At 70.7% G+C, this 22,469-nt stretch carries 21 protein-coding genes; 14 read left to right on the top strand and 7 right to left on the bottom strand.

Annotated features, from left to right (window positions below; all coding sequences use genetic code 11):
- The first annotated feature begins 7 nt into the window (after nt 1–7).
- Both BMY74_RS34990 and BMY74_RS34995 read left to right on the top strand, forming a co-directional pair.
- Nucleotides 8–730 carry a MaoC/PaaZ C-terminal domain-containing protein gene (locus tag BMY74_RS34990; RefSeq protein WP_245786525.1) on the top strand — a complete coding sequence of 241 codons (723 nt, stop codon included), beginning with the start codon at nt 8–10 and terminating at the stop codon, nt 728–730.
- 19 nt (nt 731–749) lie between these two features.
- Entirely contained in the window at nt 750–1,310 is a 561-nt protein-coding gene (locus BMY74_RS34995) for a helix-turn-helix transcriptional regulator (RefSeq protein ID WP_089923144.1), read from the top strand.
- On the opposite strand, the gene BMY74_RS46390 is transcribed toward BMY74_RS34995, so the two are convergent.
- Nucleotides 1,307–3,091: a helix-turn-helix transcriptional regulator gene (locus BMY74_RS46390; protein ID WP_143091827.1), complete on the bottom strand. Its 1,785-nt coding sequence runs from the start codon at nt 3,089–3,091 to the stop codon at nt 1,307–1,309. The genes BMY74_RS34995 and BMY74_RS46390 overlap by 4 nt on opposite strands.
- A 369-nt stretch (nt 3,092–3,460) precedes the next feature.
- Between BMY74_RS46390 and BMY74_RS35005 the strand changes: the two genes are divergently transcribed.
- A complete protein-coding gene (locus BMY74_RS35005; RefSeq protein ID WP_177230078.1) occupies nt 3,461–3,844 on the top strand; it encodes an SsgA family sporulation/cell division regulator in 384 nt (127 codons plus the stop codon).
- Here BMY74_RS35005 and BMY74_RS35010 read toward each other — a convergent pair.
- Both BMY74_RS35010 and BMY74_RS35015 read right to left on the bottom strand, forming a co-directional pair.
- Nucleotides 3,775–6,096, bottom strand: coding sequence for a helix-turn-helix domain-containing protein (locus tag BMY74_RS35010; protein WP_089923150.1), 2,322 nt, complete (start codon nt 6,094–6,096; stop codon nt 3,775–3,777). The two genes, BMY74_RS35005 and BMY74_RS35010, sit on opposite strands and share 70 nt — an antisense overlap.
- 10 nt (nt 6,097–6,106) lie before the next feature.
- Nucleotides 6,107–6,760: a GntR family transcriptional regulator gene (locus tag BMY74_RS35015; protein WP_089923152.1), complete on the bottom strand. Its 654-nt coding sequence runs from the start codon at nt 6,758–6,760 to the stop codon at nt 6,107–6,109.
- A gap of 164 nt (nt 6,761–6,924) precedes the next feature.
- Between BMY74_RS35015 and BMY74_RS35020 the strand changes: the two genes are divergently transcribed.
- The 10 genes from BMY74_RS35020 (at nt 6,925) to BMY74_RS35065 (ending at nt 17,288) form a co-directional block, all read left to right on the top strand.
- The gene (locus tag BMY74_RS35020) at nt 6,925–7,878 is read left to right on the top strand and encodes an asparaginase (protein ID WP_089923154.1); all 954 of its coding nucleotides are present in this window, start codon (nt 6,925–6,927) and stop codon (nt 7,876–7,878) included.
- A 180-nt stretch (nt 7,879–8,058) separates the two neighbouring features.
- Nucleotides 8,059–8,349: a hypothetical protein gene (locus BMY74_RS35025; protein ID WP_089923157.1), complete on the top strand. Its 291-nt coding sequence runs from the start codon at nt 8,059–8,061 to the stop codon at nt 8,347–8,349.
- 458 nt (nt 8,350–8,807) lie between these two features.
- Nucleotides 8,808–9,230, top strand: a complete 423-nt coding sequence (msrB, locus tag BMY74_RS35030) for a peptide-methionine (R)-S-oxide reductase MsrB (protein WP_089923159.1) — start codon at nt 8,808–8,810, stop codon at nt 9,228–9,230.
- A gap of 256 nt (nt 9,231–9,486) precedes the next feature.
- On the top strand, nt 9,487–10,380 hold the full coding sequence (locus tag BMY74_RS35035) for a TIGR04222 domain-containing membrane protein (RefSeq protein ID WP_089923161.1): 894 nt from the start codon (nt 9,487–9,489) through the stop codon (nt 10,378–10,380).
- 89 nt (nt 10,381–10,469) lie between these two features.
- Nucleotides 10,470–11,267, top strand: a complete 798-nt coding sequence (locus tag BMY74_RS35040) for a TIGR04222 domain-containing membrane protein (RefSeq protein WP_143091829.1) — start codon at nt 10,470–10,472, stop codon at nt 11,265–11,267.
- Between the two features lie 11 nt (nt 11,268–11,278).
- The gene (locus BMY74_RS35045; RefSeq protein WP_089923166.1) at nt 11,279–12,076 is read left to right on the top strand and encodes a TIGR04222 domain-containing membrane protein; all 798 of its coding nucleotides are present in this window, start codon (nt 11,279–11,281) and stop codon (nt 12,074–12,076) included.
- Nucleotides 12,076–12,846: a TIGR04222 domain-containing membrane protein gene (locus BMY74_RS35050; protein WP_089923168.1), complete on the top strand. Its 771-nt coding sequence runs from the start codon at nt 12,076–12,078 to the stop codon at nt 12,844–12,846. The genes BMY74_RS35045 and BMY74_RS35050 overlap by 1 nt, the downstream gene beginning before the upstream one ends.
- Nucleotides 12,846–13,664 carry an MbnB/TglH/ChrH family RiPP precursor modification enzyme gene (locus BMY74_RS35055; protein WP_089923171.1) on the top strand — a complete coding sequence of 273 codons (819 nt, stop codon included), beginning with the start codon at nt 12,846–12,848 and terminating at the stop codon, nt 13,662–13,664. Before BMY74_RS35050 ends, BMY74_RS35055 begins: the two co-directional genes overlap by 1 nt.
- Nucleotides 13,657–14,028: an SCO6045 C-terminal-like domain-containing protein gene (locus BMY74_RS35060; RefSeq protein ID WP_245786526.1), complete on the top strand. Its 372-nt coding sequence runs from the start codon at nt 13,657–13,659 to the stop codon at nt 14,026–14,028. The genes BMY74_RS35055 and BMY74_RS35060 overlap by 8 nt, the downstream gene beginning before the upstream one ends.
- Nucleotides 14,029–14,204: 176 nt before the next feature.
- Nucleotides 14,205–17,288, top strand: coding sequence for a S8 family peptidase (locus tag BMY74_RS35065; protein ID WP_089923175.1), 3,084 nt, complete (start codon nt 14,205–14,207; stop codon nt 17,286–17,288).
- Here the strand turns inward: BMY74_RS35065 and hemQ are convergent.
- Genes hemQ through hemE form a run of 3 tightly spaced genes read right to left on the bottom strand, consistent with a single transcriptional unit; the run spans nt 17,285 to nt 20,462 of the window.
- Nucleotides 17,285–17,977, bottom strand: coding sequence for a hydrogen peroxide-dependent heme synthase (hemQ, locus tag BMY74_RS35070; RefSeq protein WP_089923177.1), 693 nt, complete (start codon nt 17,975–17,977; stop codon nt 17,285–17,287). The genes BMY74_RS35065 and hemQ overlap by 4 nt on opposite strands.
- A 23-nt stretch (nt 17,978–18,000) precedes the next feature.
- Nucleotides 18,001–19,428 carry a protoporphyrinogen oxidase gene (gene hemG, locus BMY74_RS35075; protein WP_089923179.1) on the bottom strand — a complete coding sequence of 476 codons (1,428 nt, stop codon included), beginning with the start codon at nt 19,426–19,428 and terminating at the stop codon, nt 18,001–18,003.
- On the bottom strand, nt 19,428–20,462 hold the full coding sequence (gene hemE, locus BMY74_RS35080; protein ID WP_089923182.1) for a uroporphyrinogen decarboxylase: 1,035 nt from the start codon (nt 20,460–20,462) through the stop codon (nt 19,428–19,430). Before hemE ends, hemG begins: the two co-directional genes overlap by 1 nt.
- A gap of 72 nt (nt 20,463–20,534) precedes the next feature.
- Between hemE and BMY74_RS35085 the strand changes: the two genes are divergently transcribed.
- Nucleotides 20,535–21,077, top strand: coding sequence for a DUF3000 domain-containing protein (locus tag BMY74_RS35085; protein ID WP_030479951.1), 543 nt, complete (start codon nt 20,535–20,537; stop codon nt 21,075–21,077).
- Here the strand turns inward: BMY74_RS35085 and BMY74_RS35090 are convergent.
- On the bottom strand, nt 21,074–22,177 hold the full coding sequence (locus BMY74_RS35090; RefSeq protein ID WP_425434886.1) for a dipeptidase: 1,104 nt from the start codon (nt 22,175–22,177) through the stop codon (nt 21,074–21,076). The genes BMY74_RS35085 and BMY74_RS35090 overlap by 4 nt on opposite strands.
- Between the last annotated feature and the right edge of the window lie 292 nt (nt 22,178–22,469).

Here is a 22,469-nt window from a genome sequence, read left to right on the forward strand (position 1 = left end):
TGGGCTGGTGCTCGACCACGACATCCTCGGCGTCGTCGAACGACAGGTCCGCACCTGGTCGTCCGGCGACGCCGAGGTGTACGCGGCGGCGACCGGCGGCCTGTCCCCCGCGTTCGCCATCCCCCTGCTGCAGCACGGCGGCCCGCAGCTCGGGCTGACCGGCGCCGACATGACCCGGGTGCTGCACGCCGAGCAGTCGTTGTGGCTGCACGGCAGGCTTCCGGCGGAGGGTTCGGCGGTCGTCACCAAGACGGTGGAGCACATCTACGACAAGGGGTCCGGCGCTCTCGTCGTCAGCACGTGGGAGTCGGAGTACGCGAGCACGCGCTCGTCCTGCTTCATCAAGGGCGAGGGCGGTTTCGGCGGCGACCGCGGCGAGACCCGCACCTTCACCGTGCCCGAGAGGCTGCACGAGGTCAGCCACTTCCGGACGACACCGGACCAGGCGCTGCGCTACCGCGAGACCGGCGACGTCAACCCGATGCACCACGACCCGGAGTTCGCGCGGCGGGCCGGGTTCGAGCGGCCCATCCTGCACGGCCTGTGCACGCTCGGGATCACCGTGAGCGGCCTGGACTTCACCGAGCTGCACGCCCGGTTCACCGCGCCCGTGACCCCCGGCGACGAGCTGCGGATCGAGCGCTGGCCGACCGGCGAGTTCCGCACGTTCGCGAACGGCAGGCAGGTGCTGATCGGATCGGTTCGGTTTTCCGAAGTGGACGGCCGCTGAGAACCCGCACGATCGGGTCATGAGTGGTGCCCTGGCAACCGTGGACCCCGGCATCGAACCGGTGCGCGTGGCGGTGGAGTCCCGAGACCTGATCAGCGCGGCCGGTGTGACCCACCTGCTGAAGAGCTCACCGCGCGTGCGGGTGGTGCAGGACCGCTCGGACGCGCACGTGCTGCTGGCCCTGGTGAACGAGCTGTGCGCGCAGCAGGCCGCGCGGCTGCGGGCGTGCGGCTCGTCCAGAATCGTGGTGATCGCGGCGCGCGTGCACGACCTCACCCCGTCGATCGCGGCCCAGGCCGGTCTCGCGGTCCCGCTGCGGCGGGCCGACGTCAACGCCGAACGCCTGGTCAAGCTGCTCGTCGGCGGTCAGGCGGTGCAGGAGCGCGCCCCCGTGCTCAGCGACCGCGACCTGCAGCTGCTGAGACTGCTGGCCGACGGGGCGACGATCGCGGAGGTCGCCGTGCGCCTGTTCTGCTCGGAGCGGACCGTCAAGTACGCGCTGCACCAGTTGCTGGAGCGGTTCGGGCTGCGCAACCGGGTGCACGCGGTGGCGTGGGCGCTGCGGTCCGGTCTGCTCTAGGCGGTGCCGAAGACGGACGAGAGCTGCACCCGCCTGCTGATGCCGACCTTGCGGTAGACGCGGGTGAGGTGCAGCTCGACCGCCCGTTGCGTGACGCCGAACCGCGCGGCGATCGCCCGGTTCGTCTCGCCTTCGAGCACCAGCGAGACGATTCGCGACTCGTGCGGCGTCAGCCCGTCCCACGCCGCACAGCGCGCCGGCCGCCGTCGCCTGGTGAGTGCCGCCCTCGCCTGGTCCGCCAGCTCGGCGGCTCCCGCCCGTTCGGCATCGGCCAGCGCGGCACGGGCACTGCCGAGCGCGAGGTGCAGGCGGGCACGCTGGTGCAGCAGCAGCGTGCACGTCCACACCGGCGGCAGCGTTCCCGTGTACCCGAGGCGCACCAACATCTCGCGGGCCTCGCCAGGACGTCCGGCGTCCACACAGGACGCGACGAACGCCGCCGCGCCCAGCGCCACGCAGCCGCGCAGCGGTGACGCCTGGGCGAGATCGCGCATCAACGCGGAGACCGCGGCGTGGTCGTCGCGCCGCGCCCACATCTCCAGCGCGGTCAGCCAGTCCCGTTCCGCGCCGACGAGCCTCGGCCGCAGCTGTGGCGCGAGCTCCAGCACCACCTTCTCGGAACCCCGTCGCAGCAGGCCGAATCCGGCCAGCGCCAGCTGCGGGACCACTCGCGGCCCGCTCTCCGGGAGTTCCCGCAGCACCCGTTCGGGATCGTCGGGAACCGAAGGGGCGCCGGCGAAACCGAGCAGGTCCTCGTCGCACTGCCAGTCGAGGACGACGGCGTCGAACCACTCCCCGGCGGCCGCGCGCTGCCGGGCGAGCTCGTCCGCCCTGGGCGCGATCCCGCAGCGCAGGTGGAGCTCCGCCATCGCCACCGCGACCCGCTGCGCCACCTCGGTCCGGGGTTCGCGCAGAGCGGCGCGCAGGCACCTCGCCGCCTGCTCCGGCCGTCCGGCGGCCCGGTGGACGCGTGCCGCGTCGTGCAGCGCCGGCGCCACCCACAGCGCCCCGACGGGTCGCGCGCACGCCACCACGTGGTCGGCGGCGGACGGGTCGCACCGCCGGTGCAGGACCTGGGCGGCGGCGCGGTGCAGGCGTTCGCGGACCTCGGGCGCCATCTCGTGCCGGATCGCGTGACGCAGGGCCGGTGACCGCACGCGCATCGGTTCGGCGACGGCGAGACGCGCGTCGACGAGTCGTTCGAACGCCGCCAGCGTCCGGAACGACCCCGTTCCCGCGACCTCGCCCAGCACGTCCAGCGGCGCACTCCCCAGCACGGCGAGGGCTCGGCCGACCGCCACCGCGTCGGCGTCCAGCGCCTCCCAGCTCCGCCGCACGGCCCGCAGGAGCCGCGGCAGCCGCAGTCCGGGAAGCACGTGGCGCACCGACTCCAGGTCGGTGACCAGGTCCAGCACGTCGCTCAGCACGCCCGGCGCTCCCCCGCTGTACTCCAGGCACAGCGCGACCACCTCTGGCGGGACCTCCGCGTCGAACCGGCGCCGGACCATCTCCGCCACCGCCTCGGCGCCGATCGGCCGCAACGGCACCCGCACGGCGTCCACGACCGCCAGGACGTCCGGATCGCAGTCCCCCGCGAGCAGCACCGCGCCCCGGAACCGCTCGAGTCGCTCGGCCTCGTCCCCGGAAAGCCGTTCGACGTCGTCAACGACGAGCACGGTGTGGCGGTCGACCCCGCTCAACGCGCGCAATCCGCGCACCGGCCGCAACCCGCTGCGCACCGCGATCGAGGAAGCAACGGACAGCAATGCGCTTTTGCCCATACCAGTTGCACCATGCACAACGCAGGACCGGGCGCCACCGCCGAGCGCGTCCGTGAGGACGGCGATCTCCCGTTCCCGACCCACGAGCAGGCCGCCCGCGTGGCGCACGGCGCTGCCGACGAGGCCGGGACGAAGTGGGGAGACCATGCCCACCAGCAAATCGCGGGTCAGCGCGCGGGACCATGCAGAAGCACCAGCAGAAGTTCCGCAGGTCTGCCCCTTCGCACAGCGCCCGCCGCGGCCGTGCGGACGAGGAACGCGGAAAGTGTTCGACCAATCAATTGGTAATCGACAACGCGAGACGTGAACCATTTAGCCGCCCATTACGTGATGTTCTTTGTAGGCAACACGAAACTTCAGGGAGTTCCGATGCGGGTCGCGTCACGCACCGTCTTCGACTTCGTCCGGCCCGGCGGCACCACGGCACCGGTCGAGACCGAGCTGGTCTACCAGGCGGAGGACCCGTTCGCCGTGACGATGCTGTTCCACTCGGGCGGCAAGGTCGCCACCTGGATCATGAGCAGGGACCTGCTCTCCGAGGGCCTGAGCATGAAGGCGGGCGAGGGCGACGTGCGGTTGCGCCCGCTGTCGAGCCGCGTGCTGCTGCTGGAGCTGATCTCCGACCAGCACGTCACGGTGTTCCGGCTGCCCTGGGACACGCTGCGGAACTTCCTCGACGCCAGCTACCGGCTCGTGCCGCCCGGTTCCGAGCGGTTCGACGCCGACGCGTTCCTGAGCACCGTCCTGCGCTGACCCGCTGCCATACGCTCCCGCACCTCCGCCGCGATCTCGCGGGTCGCGTCCGTGTCCCACCGTTCGCACGCCACGAGAGAGTCGCGCAGGTATCGCAGGTTCGCGTTGTCGTCGTCTCGTGTTTGAGCGTTGTCCGCGAGCGCTCGCAGGACCTCGATCTCCCCGAGGACGTCTCCGAGCGCACGGAACCCCGTGAGCGCCTGCTCCAGGTCCCCGTCGGACTCCTCGAGCCGTCCCGCCGCGCGGTGGGCCAGGGCGCGGTGCCACAACGTGCGCGCGAGCCATGAGGCCATCTGTGCGCGCTCGTAGACGTCTTCGGCCTCGGTCAGCGCCTCCACAGCTTCGTCGGGCCTGTCGACGTCTATCAGGGCGAGGCCGAGCCATCCGAGCGTGCGGCCCAGTGCGGAGAGTTCGTAGATGGTGCCGGCGTAGGCGCGTTGTTCCTTCGCTACTTCTTCGTGGGCGGTGACGGCGGCGATCGGGCGGTCCATCAACCGCCACAGCACGCCGAGCACAGACCTCGCGTAGTGCTCGTCGGCCGGTTCGCGCATCAGCTCGATCGCCTCCAGGCACACGCGTTCGGCCTCGTCGAAGTGGCCGAGCCCGCTGTGCGCGGCGGACGCGATCAGCCACACCCAGCCGAGGTGCCCGGTCTCCCCCGACTCCCCGGCGACCCGTGCCGCGCGGGTCAGCACCTCCAGCGCGGGACCCGGCCTGTTCGCCACGTCGAACAGCACCCAGCCGAGCTGACCCAGCACCACGACCTCCTGCCACGGCAGGCGCGCGGAGGTGAGCGCGAGGCGGTAGACGCGTTCCCAGACGAGGCCCGGTTCGATGGCCGCGTAGTGCGAGAGTGCGATCACCGCCCGGGTCACGTCGTCGTGCAGGCCCCTGGCCTGGGCGCGCGTGACGATCTCGGGCAGCAGGTCGCGGTGCTCGTCCAGCCAGCGCCGTCCCGTCGTCACGTCGGAGAAGGGTGCTTTTCGGGGGCTCACGCGACGCGCGTCACCCGTCTGTCCGAAGAGGACGCCCGCGGCGACCGTCGTCTCCAGCAGCCAGGAGAGCATCCTGCGGTCCGCGTCGTCGTCGGTGGCGTCGATCAGGCCCTTGGCGGACGTGCGGACGAGGCCGTGCATCGCGTAGCCGCGGTCGTCGGGGTCGAGGAGGCTGACGTCGGTGAGCTCCTCCAGCGCCTGTCCGGCCTCGCCGGCGGTGACGCCGGCCAGTTCGGCGGCGAGCTCCGGGGTGACGTGGGTGCCGATCAGCAGGCCGAGCCGCCGGAACACCAGGCGCGCGGTGTCCGGCAGGTGCGCCAGGGACACCTCGAACGCACCGCGCACGTCGAGGTCGCCCGCGGTGAGCGCGGCCAGGCGCCGTTCCTCGATCTGCTCCACGAGGTGGCTCAGCGGCCAGCGCGGGCGGCTGGCGAGGCGGTTGCCCGCGATCCGCAGGGCGAGCGGCGACGTGCCGCACAGCCGGACGAGCCGCAGTGCGGTCTCCGGGTCGGCCTCGACGCGGTGCGTTCCGACGATCGACGCCAGCAGCTCGACGGCGCACGGTTCGGTGAGCCCGCCGAGCCGGAGCCACGTGGCGCCCTCCAGGCCCGCGAGGCGGCGCTGGGACGTGACGATCGTGAGGCAGCCCGGGTCCGCTCTGAGCGTGCGGATCTCCTGCTCCGTGCGCGCACCGTCCAGCACGAGCAGCAAGCGCTTGCCCGCGAGCAACGACCGGTAGAGGCGCATCTGGCCGTTGGCGTCCTCGGGCACGTGTTCGGCAGGCACGCCCAGGTCTTTCAGCAACCGTTGCAGTGGCTGTGCGGAGCCCTCCAGGTCGATGAACAGCTGTCCGTCCGGAAAGCGGTCCTCCAGCAGATGAGCGGCCCTCACAGCGAGGCTCGTCTTACCGGTTCCCGCGGCCCCATGGACGACCACGAGTCCGTTCGGCTTCTTCGCGATGGCCTCTAGTTCGGCTTCACGGCCGACGAGGTCCGCCACGTACAGCGGCAGCGACCAGACGGGGCTGCTCGGCGCGACCCGGCCGGTCCGCGCGAGGCGGCGCAACTCGGCGCGGGCGCGTTCGTCGAGGTCGAGCGCGTCGAGGAGGGCTTCGGTGGTGCGGCGCTGCGGGGAACGGGCCCGGCCGCGTTCCATGTCGCTGATGGCGCGGACGCTGACACCGGACCGTTCGCTGAGCTCCTCCTGGCTGAGCCCGGCGCTCTTGCGGTGCTGCAGGAGGCGGGCGCCGAACATCATGTCACCGAAGTTAGTGGGTCGAACTCGTCAACATCTGCGCGCACACCCGCGAGAGGTGCCGGCGCATCACCGTCGACGCCTTGGCCGCGTCGCCGTCCGCGATGACCTCGACGAGCTCGTCGTGGTCGTCCAGTGACGCCTGCTGGTGCGGCGGGTCGTCGGCCAGCGCGCTGCGCAGGAGCACCACGCGTTGCTGCACGAGCCGCACCTGCTCGGCGATGTACGGGCTGCGGGCAGCGTCGAGCAGCGCCTGGTGGAACGCGAGGTCGAGCCGGTACGGGAACGGCTGCCCGGTCCGGTAGTTGCGGCGGCTCTCCGCGCACACGTCCCGCAACCGCACCAGGTCGACGTCGGTCCGCCGCGACGCCGCCAGCTCGGCCGCCGCGCACTCCAGCGCGGTGCGCAGCTCGAACAGCGCCCGGACGTCCTCGGGAGTCGCGGCCGGCACGAACGCGCCGCGGTGCGGCACGAGCGTCAGCAGCCCCTCGGAGGCCAGGTGCCGGATCGCCTCGCGCAGCGGCCCGCGGCTGATGCCGAGCTTCTGCGCCACCTCGACCTCGTTGACCCGCGACCCGGCGGGGATCTCCCCGGTGAGCACCTGCTCGCGCAGCACGTCGACGGCCTGCCCGGCGAGGCTGAGGTGCAGTGGGGTCGGGGGTGTCACCTTCGTCTCCTGATCTGGACGGCACCGGCCGTCCTCCCGCTAAACTAGCGAACATGTCAACTGTCGACAGTTGGCAGTTTGAGGTGTTGTTCTCGGCGATGTCGATCAGCGGCGTCGATCAGGGACGTCGACACAGGGATGTCATTCAGGACTGGAGGGGCGGCATGGGACACGAAGTGGTGGCAGAGGTCTGGCGAGGCGACTTCCTGGAGTCCGTGCACCACGGCACGGTCGTCGCCACCGACGCATCCGGCGCCCCGGTGCTGTCGGTCGGCCGCCCCGGCGACGTCGCGTTCCCCCGGTCGTCGAACAAGCCGCTCCAGGCACTCGCAATGCTGCGCAGCGGCCTCGACCTCGACGGCGAACTGCTCGCCCTGGCCTGCTCGTCCCACTCCGGCGAGGACTTCCACGTCGCCGGCGCCCTGCGGATCCTGGCCGCCGCAGGCCTGACCGAGGACGCCCTGCAGTGCACCCCGGACCTGCCCATCGGCGAGGCCGCCCGCACCCGGCACCTCGCCGCCGGCCTGCCCGCCGCCCCGAAGTACATGAACTGCTCGGGCAAGCACGCCGCCATGCTCGCCACCTGCGTGGCCAACGGCTGGTCCACCGCCGACTACCTCGACCCGGCGCACCCGTTGCAGGTAGCGACCCGCGAGACCATCGAGGACGTGACCGGCGAGCCCGTCACCGAGGTGGGCGTGGACGGCTGCGGCGCCCCGATCTTCGCCCTCACCCTCACCGGCCTGGCCCGCGCGTTCGGCCGCCTGGCCAGCGCACCCGAGGGCACCCTCGAACACCGCGTGGCCGCCGCCATGAACGCCCACCCGCAGTGGGTCGGCGGCACCGGCCGCGACGTCACCGAACTCATGAACGCCCTGCCCGGCGTCATCGCCAAGGACGGCGCCGAAGGCGTCTACGCCGTGGGCCTGCCCACCGGCGAGGGCGTGGCCCTGAAGATCGCCGACGGCTCGTCCCGCGCCCGCGCCGTGGTCGTCATCGCGGTGCTCAAGCGCCTGGGCGTGGACGTCAGCGCCGTCGAGGGCCTCGCCACCGTGCCGGTACTCGGCCACGGCCGTGCGGTCGGCGCCGTCAAGCCGTCACTCGCCCTCGCAAGCTGAACTTGACGACCGAGGTTGATCCGACGTTGACGCGTCCACCTACACATGGACGCGTCAACATGTCGATCCGGTCAACGTTGCGGATCAACACGTCAACCTGCAAGTCAACGTTGACGGTCACCCCCGCCGTCAACGCACGGCACACGGGAATCCCCCACCCAAGCCACTAGGCTGGGGCTTATGGGCGATTCGAAGGACGAGAGCGAGAAGTTCCAGGAGGAGCTGATCGGCCTCGACCCACACGACCCCGAGACGAAGGCGTTCGCCGACCACCTGGACCGGATGCAGCGGCAACGCCCCGGTTTCACCGTCGAGGGCTACCTGCAGGGCGTGCAGGACTTCGCCGACTCGGCGAACCGCACGACGGGCCACCAGCGGCTCGTCGCCGTCATCGTGGTGGGGCTCATCCTGCTCGGCGTGATCCTGACGATCTGGTTCGCGCTGGGCGACATCATCGCCATCATCTTCTGAGCCGCGGCCGCGGCCGGGGGGCTCTCGGGCCACGCCACGTGGCCCGCGCCATGTGGGCCGCGCTCGGTTCGCGTCGCGTAGGCGCGCTCGGTCCGCGCCGCTTCAGCTTCGCCACCTGGGCCCGCGCCCCTCGGGCCGCGCTGCCAAAGGCCGCGCCGCCGCGGCCGGTCCCGCCGGGCGGAACTCGCGCCACCTGGCTTTCGCCCGACGCTTCGACCACAGGTTCCCCAGCCTGCCCGCCCTGCTCGGCCGCCTCGGCACCGAGTCGCCGCCTGCCCGCGTCAGCCAGTCCGCCTCGGCCCGCCTCACCTCAGCCCGACCGTCCCACAACTCACACCCGGCCCTCGCCCCCACCCCTTCCAGGCCAAACGGGCCCGACTCCTTAACGGGGTCTTACGACCGCCCCCGCAGATCCCCGCCCGGGAAGCTCCACAGCCCCCGCGGAGTTATAAAGAGACATGGAACCTGTTGTCGGCGCCACCCCGAAAGTCGTGCGTTCCGAAGAGGAATGGCGCGCCCAGCTCAACCCCGCCGAGTACGCGGTGCTGCGGCAGGCAGGCACCGAGCGTCCGTGGACCGGCGAGTACACCGAGACCAAGACAGAGGGCCTCTACGAGTGTCGTGCGTGCGGAGCGGAGCTGTTCCGCAGCGACACCAAGTTCGACTCGCATTGCGGGTGGCCGTCGTTCTTCTCGCCGTTGGCCGGTGACTCGGTCATCCTGCGTGAGGACCGCACGCTCGGCATGAAGCGCGTGGAGGTGCTCTGCGCCACGTGCCACAGCCACCTCGGGCACGTCTTCGAGGGCGAGGGCTACCCCACTCCGACCGACCAGCGCTACTGCATCAACTCCGTCTCCTTGAAACTCGTTCCGTCCGAATAGGAGACTGGGCTCGGTCCGGTCAGCAGCGATCGGACGGACCTGGGAGGCATCATGATCTTCTTCGGCACCGACGGTGAAGGCTCCAGCGGAGTTGACGGCGGTTCGTCGAGCTAGCCCGCCGAGCGAGTCATAACCGGGAAACACAGGAGAAAGGCCGGCAACCCTAAGGCTTCGTCAACAAGCCTTGTGGGCCTGTGGCGCGGGCCACACCATTGACGCACCGAAGCACTTTCGGGGCAGTCAGGGGGTGGGTCGCATGGAGCCTTGGGGGTTGTCCGGGCCGGAGTTCCTCCAGCTGTACTGGGTCGGGCTGGCGCTGGCCGTGCTGGTCTCGATCGTCGTTCGGGTACGCGTGCGGGCGGGTCACAGCACCCAGCCCGTGCGCTCCCTGGACATGGACGAGCTCGCCTATCTTGCAGGCGGTCCAAGGCGCGTGGTCGAAACGTCCATCGCGCGGCTGCTCACCGCGGGTGAGCTCAGGACTTCACGGCGTGGCACCGTTCAGGTCACGTCCACCACCCAGTCGCTCAACGCGGTGGACCGCGCCGTCATCACCGACAGCCAGCGCTACACCAACCGCACCGTCAACCTCATGATCCCGGCCGTCGCCAAGGAAGGCGTGGTCACGGGCATCGGCCGGCGGCTCGAGGACATGGGTCTCCTGGTCAACCCGGACGTCGTGAAAAGCGCGGTGCGCAAGGGATCCATCGCGCTGTGGGTGTTGCTCGCGATCGGGATCGCGCGCTGGGTCAACGGCATCGCGATCGGTGCCGCGGTCGGCTGGCTCACCCTCCAACTCGTCCTCACCGGCCTTCTCATCCTGCTGCTGACGCGCCGCGGCAAGAACGTCATGCGCACCGGCAAGGGCAACGACGTGCTCGCGGCCGCCCGCACCAGCAACAGCTCCAAGGCGCGGGCGGGAACCCTGGACGAGGTCATGTACACGGGCGCGGCCGGTGCGGTGCTGTTCGGCGGGCTCGTCGTCTACCCGGACCTCGCGGTGCGCAGCTCGCTGCTCGCCTCGTCCGGATCCGGCACGTACAGCACCAGCACTTACAGCTCGTGTTCATCCAGTTCTTCTTCGTGTTCGAGCGGAAGCAGTTGTGGCGGTGGCGGCGGCTGCGGTGGTGGCTGCGGCGGCGGCAGCTGATCCGGAGTTCGGTCCTTTTCAGGTAACGACAGGAACCCAGGGGTAGATCTCACGTCGAAGATGCACTGACACCAGTGAGGGGAGTGCTGATGTCCCAGTCTTCGGCACCGCACCGGGCCACGTGGTCCGCTGAGGAGATCGGGTTCCTGTCGGGGGGACCGGGCAGGGCGGCGGAGGCCGTCCTCGCCCGGCTGCTGGACGGCGGTCTCGTGCGCATCTCCCGCGAGGGTCTCGTGACCGCCGTCCACCAGAACGGTTACGGCGCATCGAGTCCGCTGGAGGCGTACGTCCTCGCCGGACTCCGCGGTGCCGCACGTCCGATCAACCAGGTCGTGCAGGTGGCGATGGCGAGCCACGAGATGGGCGCGTTGCACGCGAGCCTCGTGCAACGCGGGATGGTGCAACGCCAGTGGGGCCGGCCTCGCGGCGGCAAGATCGCGTTGCGGGTGCTGCTGTTCCTGCTGGCGTTCGTCTCGGTCTTCGTCGCGTTCGCGATCGACACCAGGCTGTTCCTGGTGACGGCGCTGCTGGTGTTCCTGGCCGTCCTGTTGCGGAAACCGGGCAGGCTCACCAGGAACGGCAAGACCGTGTGGCTGCACGCGCTGAGGAATCCGCGCAGCAGTGCCGACTCGGTGGCGCTGTTCGGGTTGCGCAGGGGCAAACAGCGCATGAACACCGCAACGTCCACTTCGTACATCGCGAGCAGCAGCTGCAGCTCCTACGACTGGAGCCACCACAACTGCGGCGGCTCGTCGAGCTGTTCCGGCAGCAGCTGCAACAGTTCGAGCAGTTGCGGTAGTTCAAGCAGTTGTTCGAGCAGTGGCAGCAGCTGCAGCAGCTCGAGTTGCAGCAGCAGTAGCAGCAGCTGCGGAAGTTCCAGCAGCTGAGGGGGAAGCAGATGGGAACACCGGCAGCGGCGCGGGGGCCGTGGCTGTCCGCGGAGGAGGCCGGCTACCTGGCGGCCGGTCCCGGACGGGCGGCGGAGACGGTGCTGGCCCGGTTGATCGACACCGGCCTGGTGCGGGTGTCCCGCGACGGACTCGTGTCCGCGGTGCAACAGAACGGCCAAGGTGCCACCACGTCGGTGGAGGCGCGGATGCTGAACCACGCGCGGACACCCGTGCGCTTCGGCGCGGTCATCCTGTCGGCGACGCACAGCGCCGAGATGACGCAGCTGCACCGGCACCTGCTCGACCGGAACCTGATGCAACGGGGCCGCCGGCGCAACGAGGGCTGGTGGTTCTCCCTCGCGGTCGCGGGCCTGCTGGTCCTGGCGGGCATCCCGACACCGGCGTTCCTCCTCGGCGTGCCGATCGCACTCGGATTTTTCGTCTGGCAGTACGGCCGCAGCCCGGTCACCCAAGCGGGAACGGACGCGCTGAGGCAGGTGACCGCGCACGACAGGGTGCACGCGGTGGCGCTGTACGGGTTCTCCGGCACGGTGGGCGACCAACGCGTCGGCGCGCTGTTCGACCTCCCCGAGTCCGTGGCGAGAATGGTCCCGCCCACCGACGAGCGGCGGTCGTCGCCCGCGGTGGGGCGGCGGCCGTCCCCGAAAGGCCGCCGGACCGACCGGGCGGGCGACACCGGCGGGTGTGGCAGCAGTTGCGGCAGTGCAAGCGGTTGTAGTGGTTCGAGCGGTTCCAGTTGCGGCGGCGGGAGCGGCTGCGGCGGTGGTGGAGGCGGAGGAGACTGATGGCGACACCGGCGACGGAAAGGGGAACGCGGGTTCCCCCGGAGCGGATCGGCTACCTGGCGGACGGGCCCGGCAGGGCGGCGGAGACGGCGCTGGCCAGGTTGCTCGACGCCGGCCTGGTCCGGGTCTCGCGCGACGGGCTGGTCTCGGCCGTGCACCAGGGCACCTACGACACCACCACACCGGTCGAGGTGTGCATCCTCACCGGCCTCACCAGGCCGGTGAGGTTCGACGCGGTCATGCGCAACGCCGCGAAGAGCAAGGAGATGCGCGATCTGCACGACCGGCTGCGCGCCGAGGGGCTGACCCGCAGGGCCCGTCCCCGGCTCGCGGTGTGGTGGATCTTCCTCGTGATCGGGGGCGTCCTCGCTCTCGCCTCGCTGACGGAGCCGTGGCTGCTCATCGGCACGGTGGGCTTCCTGGGGTCAGCCTGGTGGACGTATGGCGCGAAACCGCTCACCAGGGCGGGCAGGGCGGCGCTGGAGGGCGCGAGCACGAGCGACCGCGTCATCGCGGTCGCCCTGGAGGGCTTCCGCGGCAAGGTCAGCGGCCGTCCGGTCGGTGACCTCTTCGACCTGCCGCAGAGCGTCGTCAAGACCCTGCCCCGCAAGAGGAAGAGACGGGGCACGGGCGGCGGCACCGCGTCGGGCAGCGCGGGCTGTGGCAGCGGGTGTGGCAGCAGCAGCTGTGGTAGCAGTTGTTCGTCGGGCGGCAGCAGTTGCGGCGGCGGTGGCGGCGGCGGCTGTGGCGGCGGAGGAGGAGGCGACTGATGGTGGGGATCAAGGACTTGGGCGTCGGCATCGGCTGGCGCTCGGAGATCGACCTGACCGTGGAACGGCTGCCCGGCGTGGACTTCGTCGAGGTCGTCGCCGAGAACCTCCACATCGGACACCTGCCGGAGTCGGTGACGCTGCTGCTGGAACGCGGCGTCCCGGTGCTCCCCCACGCCGTGTCGCTGTCGCTGGGCGGAGCGGACCCCGTCGACCTGCACCGCGTCGAGCACCTGGGCGCGGTCGCCGAGGCGGTCGGCGCGCCGATGGTCAGCGACCACGTGTGCTTCGTGCGGGCGGGCGGCCTCGACTCGGGCCACCTGATGCCGGTGCCGCGCACCAGGGACGCGCTCGACGTGCTCGTCGCGAACGTCGAGCTGGCCCAGGCGAACCTGCCGGTCCCGCTGGCGCTGGAGAACGTCGCCGCGCTGCTGGAGTGGCCGGACGGCGAACTGTCCGAGGGCCAGTTCCTCGCCGAACTCGTCGAGCGCACGGACTGCTGGCTGCTCGTGGACGTCGCGAACCTCTACGCGAACGCCCGCAACATCGGCACGGACCCCGAGCGGTTCCTGGACGAGATCCCGCTGGAACGCCTGGCTTACGTGCACGTGGCCGGCGGCGAGCAGCACGGCGACATCTACCACGACACGCACGCCCACGCGGTTCTGCCCGAAGTGCTGGAAGTGCTCGACGAACTGTGTTCCCGCGTCGCGCCGCCCGGCGTCCTGCTGGAACGCGACGACAACTACCCGTCCGACACCGAAATCGCGAGCGAACTGGCCGCGATCCGCGCCGTCGTGGACAAGCACCGTGGCTGAAATCGTGAACGAGAATGAACTTTTGGTTGCACGCGAAAGGCTTGCCGCGCAGCAGGCGGAGCTGCTAAAAGCATTGCTCGCGAACGGACCGGCACCGGCGGGATTCGACGAACAACGCCTCGGCGTCGAACGCCGCGCTTTGCTGTCGAAACGGCGCGGCATCGTGCGAATGCTCGGTCCGGCGGTCGCGGACGAGCTCGGCGACCGGTTCCGGCCGCTCTTCGACGCGTACGCCGTCGAAAACCCACGTCGTGCGGGCTCACGCGCCCGTGAGGACGCTGCGGCGTTCGCGGAATGGTGCCGCGCTCGCGGAGAACTGCCGGAGAAGCGCAAGGCCCGCTGGAAGTTCTGGCAGTCGAACTGACGGGCGAGTGGTTCAGGGGCCAGAATCCCCCGTTCGGCCCTGTGTGGCCCAGATCGCCATCGATACGTTCGAAAGGGTCGGGGGGCACTTTTTCCATTGCGTCAACATTGCCGCAAAGGCCTTCCGGCCTGCGCGGACCACAGCGCGCAGGAATTCGAACCGTCGAGGGGATTCGAATGCGCGGAAAAACGAAAGTGCTGGGCGCCGTCGCGGCGCTCGCCCTGACAGCGGCACCGGCCGTCGCCACGGCGGCACCGGTGGACGCACCCGGCAAGGCCGTCGACGAGGTCACGCTCGTCACGGGGGACAAGGTCCTGCTGGGCCACGACCGGCAGGTCGTCGCGATCCAGCCCGGCGAGGGCCGCCAGAAGATGGTCTTCAGGACCGCCCGCACCGCGGACGGCCACACGATGGTGGTGCCGAAGGACGCCTTCGAGCCCCTGGCGGCGGGCCGGCTCGACCGCAGGCTCTTCGACGTCACCACGCTGCTGGAGTTCGGCTACCGCGACCGCATGCCGTTGATCGTGGATGGTCGGGCGAGAGTCGGCGCCAGGTCGTCGAACGACTGGACGGCGCTGCGCTCCACGGCGGAGCGGGGCGAGAAGGTCTGGCTCGACGGCATCCGCAAGCCGAGCCTCGACCGCAGCGTCGCCCAGATCGGCGCGCCGGCCGCGCACCAGAAGGGCATCACCGGCAAGGGGATCAAGGTCGCCGTCGTCGACACGGGCGTCGACGAGAAGCACCCCGACCTCGCGGGTCAGCAGATCGCGGAGAAGAACTTCACGACCGACCCCGACAACACCGACAACGTCGGCCACGGCACGCACGTCGGGGCGACCGTCGCGAGCCACGACGCGAAGTACGGCGGTGTCGCGCCGGGCGCACAGCTGATCGACGCGAAGGTCTGCGTCGAGTACGGCTGCCAGGAGTCCTGGATCCTCGACGGCATGCGCTGGGCCGCCGAGCAGGGCGCCCAGGTGATCAACATGAGCCTCGGCGGCACCGACACCCCGGAGGTCGACCCGCTGGAACAGGCGGTCAACGACCTGACGGCCCGGTACGGCACGCTGTTCGTCATCGCGGCGGGCAACTCCGGCTCGCCGGGCTCGGTGGGCTCACCGGGGTCGGCCGACGCGGCTCTTACGGTCGGCGCCGTCGACCGCGACGACAAGCTCGCCAACTTCTCCAGCAGAGGCCCTCGCACCGGAGACAGCGGCCTCAAGCCGGAGGTGACCGCGCCGGGTGTCGAGATCGTCGCCGCCAAGGCCGGCACCTCCGACCACGTCGCGTTCAGCGGCACGTCGATGGCGACCCCGCACGTGGCGGGCGCGGCGGCGTTGCTCAGGCAGCAGCACCCGGAGTGGACGCCCGCGCAGCTCAAGTCGGTGCTCGCGACCACGGCCAAGCCTGCCGAGGGCGTCAGCGCGTTCGACCAGGGGGCGGGCCGCGTCAACGTCGCCAAGGCGATCGACCAGGTGCTGACCGGCGACGTGACCGTCAACCTCGGCCTGCACGAGTGGCCGCACGGCGACGACAAGCCGGTGACCAAGCCCGTCACCTACTCCAACCCGACGGACGCGGCCATCACGCTCGACCTGGCGCTCAAGACCACCGCGCCGGCCGGGATGTTCACCCTGGGGGCCACGAAGGTCACCGTGCCGGCCAAGGGCACCGCGTCGGTCGACGTCACCGGTGACACCCGCGCCGGCACGCAGGACGCCGCCTACTCGGGCGAGGTCGTCGCCACCTCCGGCTCGCACACCGTCCGCACGCTCGTCGGCATCGACCGCGAGGTCGAGAGCTACACGCTCACGATCGACTCGATCGGCCGTGACGGCGCGGATCCGGCCGAGTCGTCCTCGCTCCTCGTCGGCCTGGACAACAGCGTGTTCAAGCCCATCGGTGGCGCGGGGGACCTGAAGGTGCGCCTGCCCAAGGGCAGGTACTTCGTCGAGACCTCCCTGGCCAACGGTCAGCGTGGCTTCGACCTGCTGTACCAGCCGAACGTGGAACTCACCCGCGACCTGACGATCACGCAGGACGCCCGCCAGGCCCAGCCGGTGTCGGTGAAGGCGCCGGAGGAGACCGGTGACTTCACGCTGGGCATCATCAGCTTCCGCCGCTCGGTGGACGGACAGGACCGCCTGGGAGGCACGCTGTTCATGTTCGGCGGCTTCGACGGCCTCGCGATCGCCCAGGCCGGTGGGCCGCTGCCACCCGCCGACCTGTCCTCGATCGCGATGCTCCAAGCCAACACCACGGCCGACCCGCACACGTTCTACCGGCTCGCCTACCCGGCTCCCGGCGGCTTCCCCGTGGGCCTGGACAAGGCGCCGGCCAAGAAGGACCTGGCCAGGGTCGAGTCCACGATCGGTGGCCTGAAGCCGGACAGCCTCGCCCAGAAGGGCGAGATCCCGGTCACCGCGCTCGGGGTGAGCAGCGGCACCGCGCTCTACCCGGTGGCTGTCGGCGCCACCTCGGTCGACTACGTGTCGACCGAGGACGTGCTCTGGCAGTCCGCGGTGATGACGCGGCACGCCAACGGCGCGCAGGAACGCATCACCTCGTCGAACCGCAAGTACGCGGCGGGCAAGACCTATCGGGAGAGGGAAGTCCGGCCGGTGTTCTCGCCGGGTCTGCCCGAGTCGCCGTACGGTTTCGTCGAGCGGTACGGCACGCAGCTCTACGTCAGCCCGCCGATGACGAGCGACGGCACGCACGGCACCGGCGCGTCCACTGTGGACAGCGCCAGGGCCGCCCTGTACCGCAACGGCGTGCTGCTCGGGGAGACCACCACCCCCGGCGGCCTGTTCTCGGACGTGCCGCTGCCGCAGGGGGACTTCCGGGCCGAGGTGAGCCTCGACCGGAGCTCGCAGTTCGAGTTCAGCACCAAGGTGTCCGCGGTGTGGACGTTCAAGTCCCAGGGCGTCGAGGGCCGGGTCGAGTCACCGCCGCTGTCGGTCGTGCGCTTCGACCCGAAGCTCGACGACAACGGCGCGGTGCGCGCGGGCACGTTGCAGCGCATCGGGTTGCTCACGCAGACGCAGGGCGACGCGGGCAAGGTGCGCGTCACCGGTGTCGAGTACTCGCACGACGACGGCAAGACGTGGCGCCGTGCGGGTGTCGTCGGCAACAGCGCGCTGGTCTACAACCCGGCGAACGCGCAGTGGACTTCACTGAAGGCCACTGCGACGGACGCCAGGGGTGGAACCGTTGAGGTGACCGTGATCCGGGCTTACAAGGTCACCTCTCAGCACTAGGGCAAGTTGAGCACGAGTTCGGACGCCGGGACGCGGGTGCCCGTGTAGAAGGGGATCTCCTCTCGCACGTGCAGCCGCGCCTCGGTGCCGCGCAGGTGCCGCATGAGGTCGACGATGCGGTGCAGCTCGTCGGCCTCGAACGCGAGCAGCCACTCGTAGTCGCCGAGGGCGAACGACGCGACGGTGTTCGCGCGCACGTCCGGGTAGTCGCGGGCCTCCTTGCCGTGGTCCGCCAGCATCTTGCGGCGGTCCTCCTCCGGCAGCAGGTACCACTCGTAGGACCGCACGAACGGGTAGACGCAGATGTACTTGCGCGCCTCCTCGCCCGCGAGGAACGCGGGGATGTGGCTGCGGTTGAACTCCGCGGGGCGGTGCAGGGCGACCTGCGACCAGACCGGCGTGGAGACCTTGCCGAGCGGCGTGCGGCGGAAGCCCGTGTAGGCCTGCTGCACCTGCTCGATCTCCTCGGCGTGCCACCAGATCATGAAGTCCGCGTCGGCGCGCAGGCCGGCGACGTCGTACACGCCGCGGACGACGACGCCCTTGCCCTCCAACGCGTCCAGGTAGTTCTGGGTCTCGCTGGCGGCCGCCGAGCGGTCGTCCGGGAGCTTGCCGGGTTCGACCCGGAACACCGACCACATCGTGTAGCGGATGGTGTCGTTGAGCTCGTTGTAGTTCAAGCGCGCCATACGTCCATCTTGGCACGCGCCCCTCAACGGCGAACGCGGCCCAGCAGGTGTGCTGCGACACGGGCGGCGGCCGCGTCGCCGGACGCGATGCAGGCCGGCACGCCCACGCCGTGCAGCGTGGCGCCCGCCACGGAGAGGCCCGGCACGTCCGCGATGCCGCGTTCGATCGTGTCCACCAGGTCGACGTGACCGACGCCGTACTGCGGCAGCCCGCCGCCCCAGCGCTGCACCACGGAGTCGATCGGCGCGGCCTTGATGCCCGTCAGCTCGTGCAGGTCGTTGCGCACGGCCTTGACCAGGTCGGCGTCGCTGCGCTGCAGCAGCGCCGTCTCGCCGTGCCGCCCGACCGAGCCGCGCAGGATCACGGGGTCGCCGTAGTGCGACCACTTGCGGCTGGAGAACGTGAACGCCTTGGCGGTGAACGGGGTGATGCGGTCGGAGTACCGCTCCCCCTCCGCGATCAGGATGCCGGAGCGCTGCGGCAGTTCCGTGCCCGGCGGCAGCGCCAGCGCGACGACGGCCATCGAGGCGACCTCGACCTTGCCGTACGCGGCGGACACCTGGGGGGCGAGCTCGTGCAGCAGCTTGCGGGCGGACGGCGCCGGGACCGCGAGCACGACGCCGTCGCACTCCAGGTACTCCGGGGTCGCCGCCGAGCCGATCTCCAGGCGCCAGCCGTGACCGAGCCACGACAGCACGCGGACCGGCAGACCCAGCCTGACCTCGGGACGGGCGACCTCGGCGAGCCGGTCGACGAGCGACGACACGCCGTTCGCGAGCGACGCGAACACCGGCGGGCGGGCGACGCGGGGCTGCGGCGGCGCGGGCATCATCATCGCGGCGGCCGCGAGCAGCGAGCCGACGCCCTTGTCCAGCAGCGTCGCGATCTGCGGCATCGTGGCGCGCAGGCCCAGCTCGTCCGCGCGGCCCGCGTAGACGCCGCCCAGCAGCGGGCCGACCAGGCGGTCGGCGACCTCGGAACCGAACCTGTCCTTCATCAGCGCGCCGACGGCCACGTCGCCGCCCTGGAGCTCGACCGGCGGCAGCGTCGGTTCCATCTCCACGCGCAGCGCGCCCTCGGACGACAGCATGTGCCGCACCGTCTCGACGCTCGCCGGGACGCCCATGAACGTGTGCGCGGGCAGCTGGTGCGTGCGCCCGGCCGCGTGGACCGAGGCCTTCGCGCCCGTGGGGTGCACGACGTGGTCCTGCAGGCCGACCTCGTTGATCAGCTCCTGCGCCTCGGGCTTGCGGTGCAGGAACGCCTCGGCGCCCACGTCGAACCGCACCCCGGCGAGCTCGGTCGTGCGCAGCTTGCCGCCGAGGCGGTCGGCCTGCTCGACCACCGTGATCCTGGCGTCGGGGCCGAGCAGCATGCGCAACCGGTGTGCGGCGGCGAGGCCGGAGACTCCTCCCCCGACCACGGCGACGTGCGGCGCTCTGGCGTGCATTACAAGCTGTGGATCAGTTCGACGGTCCGGGTGATGATCTCCGGATCGGTGTCGGGCAGCACGCCGTGGCCGAGGTTGAAGATGTGGCCGGCGGCGGCCTTGCCCTCGGCGTGGATGCGGCGCACCTCGCGTTCGACGGCCTCGAAGCCCGCGAAGAACAGCGCCGGGTCGAGGTTGCCCTGCACGACCGGCTTCGGCAGCTCGGGGTGCGCCCGCTGCAGGCGCTCGACCGCCACGTCGAGCGGCAGGCGCCAGTCGACGCCGACGACGTCCGCGCCGGCCTCGCGCATGGCGGGCAGCAGCTCGCCCGTGCCGACGCCGAAGTGGATGCGCGGAACGGTGCTGATCGTCTCCAGGACGCGCTTCGAGTGCGGCAGGACGAACTCGCGGTAGTCGCGTTCGGACAGCGCGCCCGCCCACGAGTCGAACAGCTGGACCGCCTGGACGCCCGCGTCGAGCTGCGCGTGCAGGAAGGCCGCCGTGACGTCGGCGATCTTCGCGAGCAGTGCGTGCCACAGCTCGGGGTTGCCGTGCATGAGCGCCTTGGTGCGCTCGTGGTTCTTGCTCGGCCCGCCCTCGACGAGGTACGAGGCGAGCGTGAACGGCGCGCCCGCGAACCCGATCAGGGCGACTTCCTGCGGCAGTTCCTTGAGGAGCAGCCCGATCGCGTCCTGCACCGGCTGGACCTGTTCGGCGTGCAGCTCGGGCAGCGCCTTCACGTCGTCGAGCGTGCGGACCGGGTTCGCGACCACTGGACCGGTGCCCGCAACGATGTCGAGGTCGACGCCCGCGGCCTTGAGCGGCACGACGATGTCGGAGAAGAGGATCGCGCCGTCGACCCCGTGCCGCCGGATCGGCTGCATGGTGATCTCGCAGACCATCTCCGGGTCCATGCACGCGTCGAGCATCGCGGTGCCCTGGCGCAGGGCCCGGTACTCCGGCAGCGACCGTCCCGCCTGCCTCATGAACCAGACAGGGGTGTGCGACGGGGTGCCGCCACTTGCGGCCACGAGGAGGGGGACTTGAGTGCTCATATCTCTTTCATGGTCCCACGTCCCGGCGTGCCGCCGTCACTCGGCCGGATTGCGAGGCATACAGTCAGTTGCGTGACCGAGCCGGAAATCTTCCGCCGGGCGGTGGGGACGCTCAAGTCGGTTCGCCACAGGCCCGAGATCGAACTCACCGAAGTTCGCCCACCGCAGCGGCTCGCTCCGTGGGCGTACGCGCTGACGGCTGAGGTCACCGGCCCGTCGGACGAACTGTCGACAGGAAGGCTCGTGCTGCTGCACGACCCGGACGGCGACGAGGCGTGGGGCGGTGTCCTCCGCGTCGTGGCGTACGTGCGGGTCGAACTGGACCACGAACTGGCGTCGGACCCGCTGCTGCCCGAGGTCGGGTGGTCGTGGCTGACCGAGGCGCTGGAGCAGTCCGGGGCCGGGTTCACCGCGCTGGGCGGCACCGTGACGCAGACGTCGTCGGCCCGGTTCGGCGATATAGCCGGTCCGGCTCGCACCGACGACCTCGAGCTGCGCGCGTCGTGGACCGCGCTCGACGGGGAACTCGCCGAGCACGGCACCGCTTTCTACGAGCTGATGGCGACGGCCGTGGGGCTGCCGCCGGTCGGCGTCACCCTCTTCGGTCAGCGCTAGTCGGCGTCCTTCAGCACCCGGAGCACGTTCGCCCCGGCGAGCTTGGCGAGGTCGTCCTCCGACCACCCCTTGTCGAGCAGCGCGCCGAAGAGGTTCGGATAGGCCGACACGTCCTCCAGGCCCCGCGGGAGCGCCTGGACGCCGTCGTAGTCGCCACCGATGCCGAGGTGGTCGATGCCGACGACCTCGCGCGCGTGCTCGAGGTGCAGGACGACGTCGTCGAGCGTCGCGAGCGGCTTCGGGTGGTCCACCACCCACTTCTCGGTGAACGCCTTCCGCTCGTCCATGTCGGCGTGGCTCGCGCCGGCGGCCGTCATGGCCTCACGAAGGGCTGCGTCCCATTCAGCGACACCAGATGAGACGAAGTCCGGAACGAATGTGATCATGGCCACACCGCCGTTCGTCCTCAGCTTGATCAACACGTCGTCCGGAATGTTGCGCGGGTGGTCCGCAACCTTGCGGCACGACGAATGGCTGAAGATCACCGGCTTGACGCTGGTGTCGAGCGCGGCGTGCATCGTGCTGGGCGCGACATGGCTCAGGTCGACGAGCATGCCGATCCGGTTCATCTCGCGCACGACGTCGCGGCCGAACTCCGTCAGACCGCCGTGTTCCGGCTGGTCAGTGGCGCTGTCGGCCCACGGGGTGTTGTCGTTGTGGGTCAGCGTCATGTAGCGGACGCCCAGACGGCGCAACGCGCGCAGGACACCGAGTGAAGAGTTGATGGAATGTCCGCCCTCGGCGCCGAGCAGAGAGGCGACACGCCCGGACTCGAAGACTTTTTCGGCTTCGGCGGCGGTCGTGGCCACGCCGAGGTGATCGGAGTACCGCTCCGCCAGCTCGTAGACCAGTTCGACCTGCTCCAGCACGGCGGTGACGGCTCCGTCGCCCGCCAGCCTGCCGGGAATCCAGACGGACCAGAACTGCATCCCGAGACCGCCCTCGCGCATTTTCACGAGGTCCGTGTGCAGGCTGGGGTGACGTTCGGTCAGATCGATCTTCGCGGCGGTCGTGTAGACGTCCTCGCCCGTTCCGTCACCGAACTCGCGAAGAGCCCACGGCAGGTCGTTGTGGCCGTCGACGAGGGGCACACGCTGCAGCAAAGCCCGCGCTCGCTCGAGACCGGAACCGCTCGGCACAACCAACTCCTAGATGTCGTTCTGAGAGGGGCTCGCGTTACACCCCCTATCCAGTTGTCATCCAATCGTGTGACACATGAGGCCATCTGTCACAACTCAATAGGGATAGATACCCGATTGATCGTCCCGCAGACCCGCATGGGCGGCTACGCTGCCCCAGACGACACCACTTTCGGTCGATCAGTGGCGCGGCTGATTGGACGAAAGTCTCCGGTGCCGGTCGGGGGGCACGACCGACTCCAGGGAGGTAGTG

It is taken from the genome of Lentzea albida, assembly GCF_900111005.1.
In the GTDB taxonomy this organism is placed as follows: Bacteria; Actinomycetota; Actinomycetes; order Mycobacteriales; family Pseudonocardiaceae; genus Lentzea; species Lentzea albida.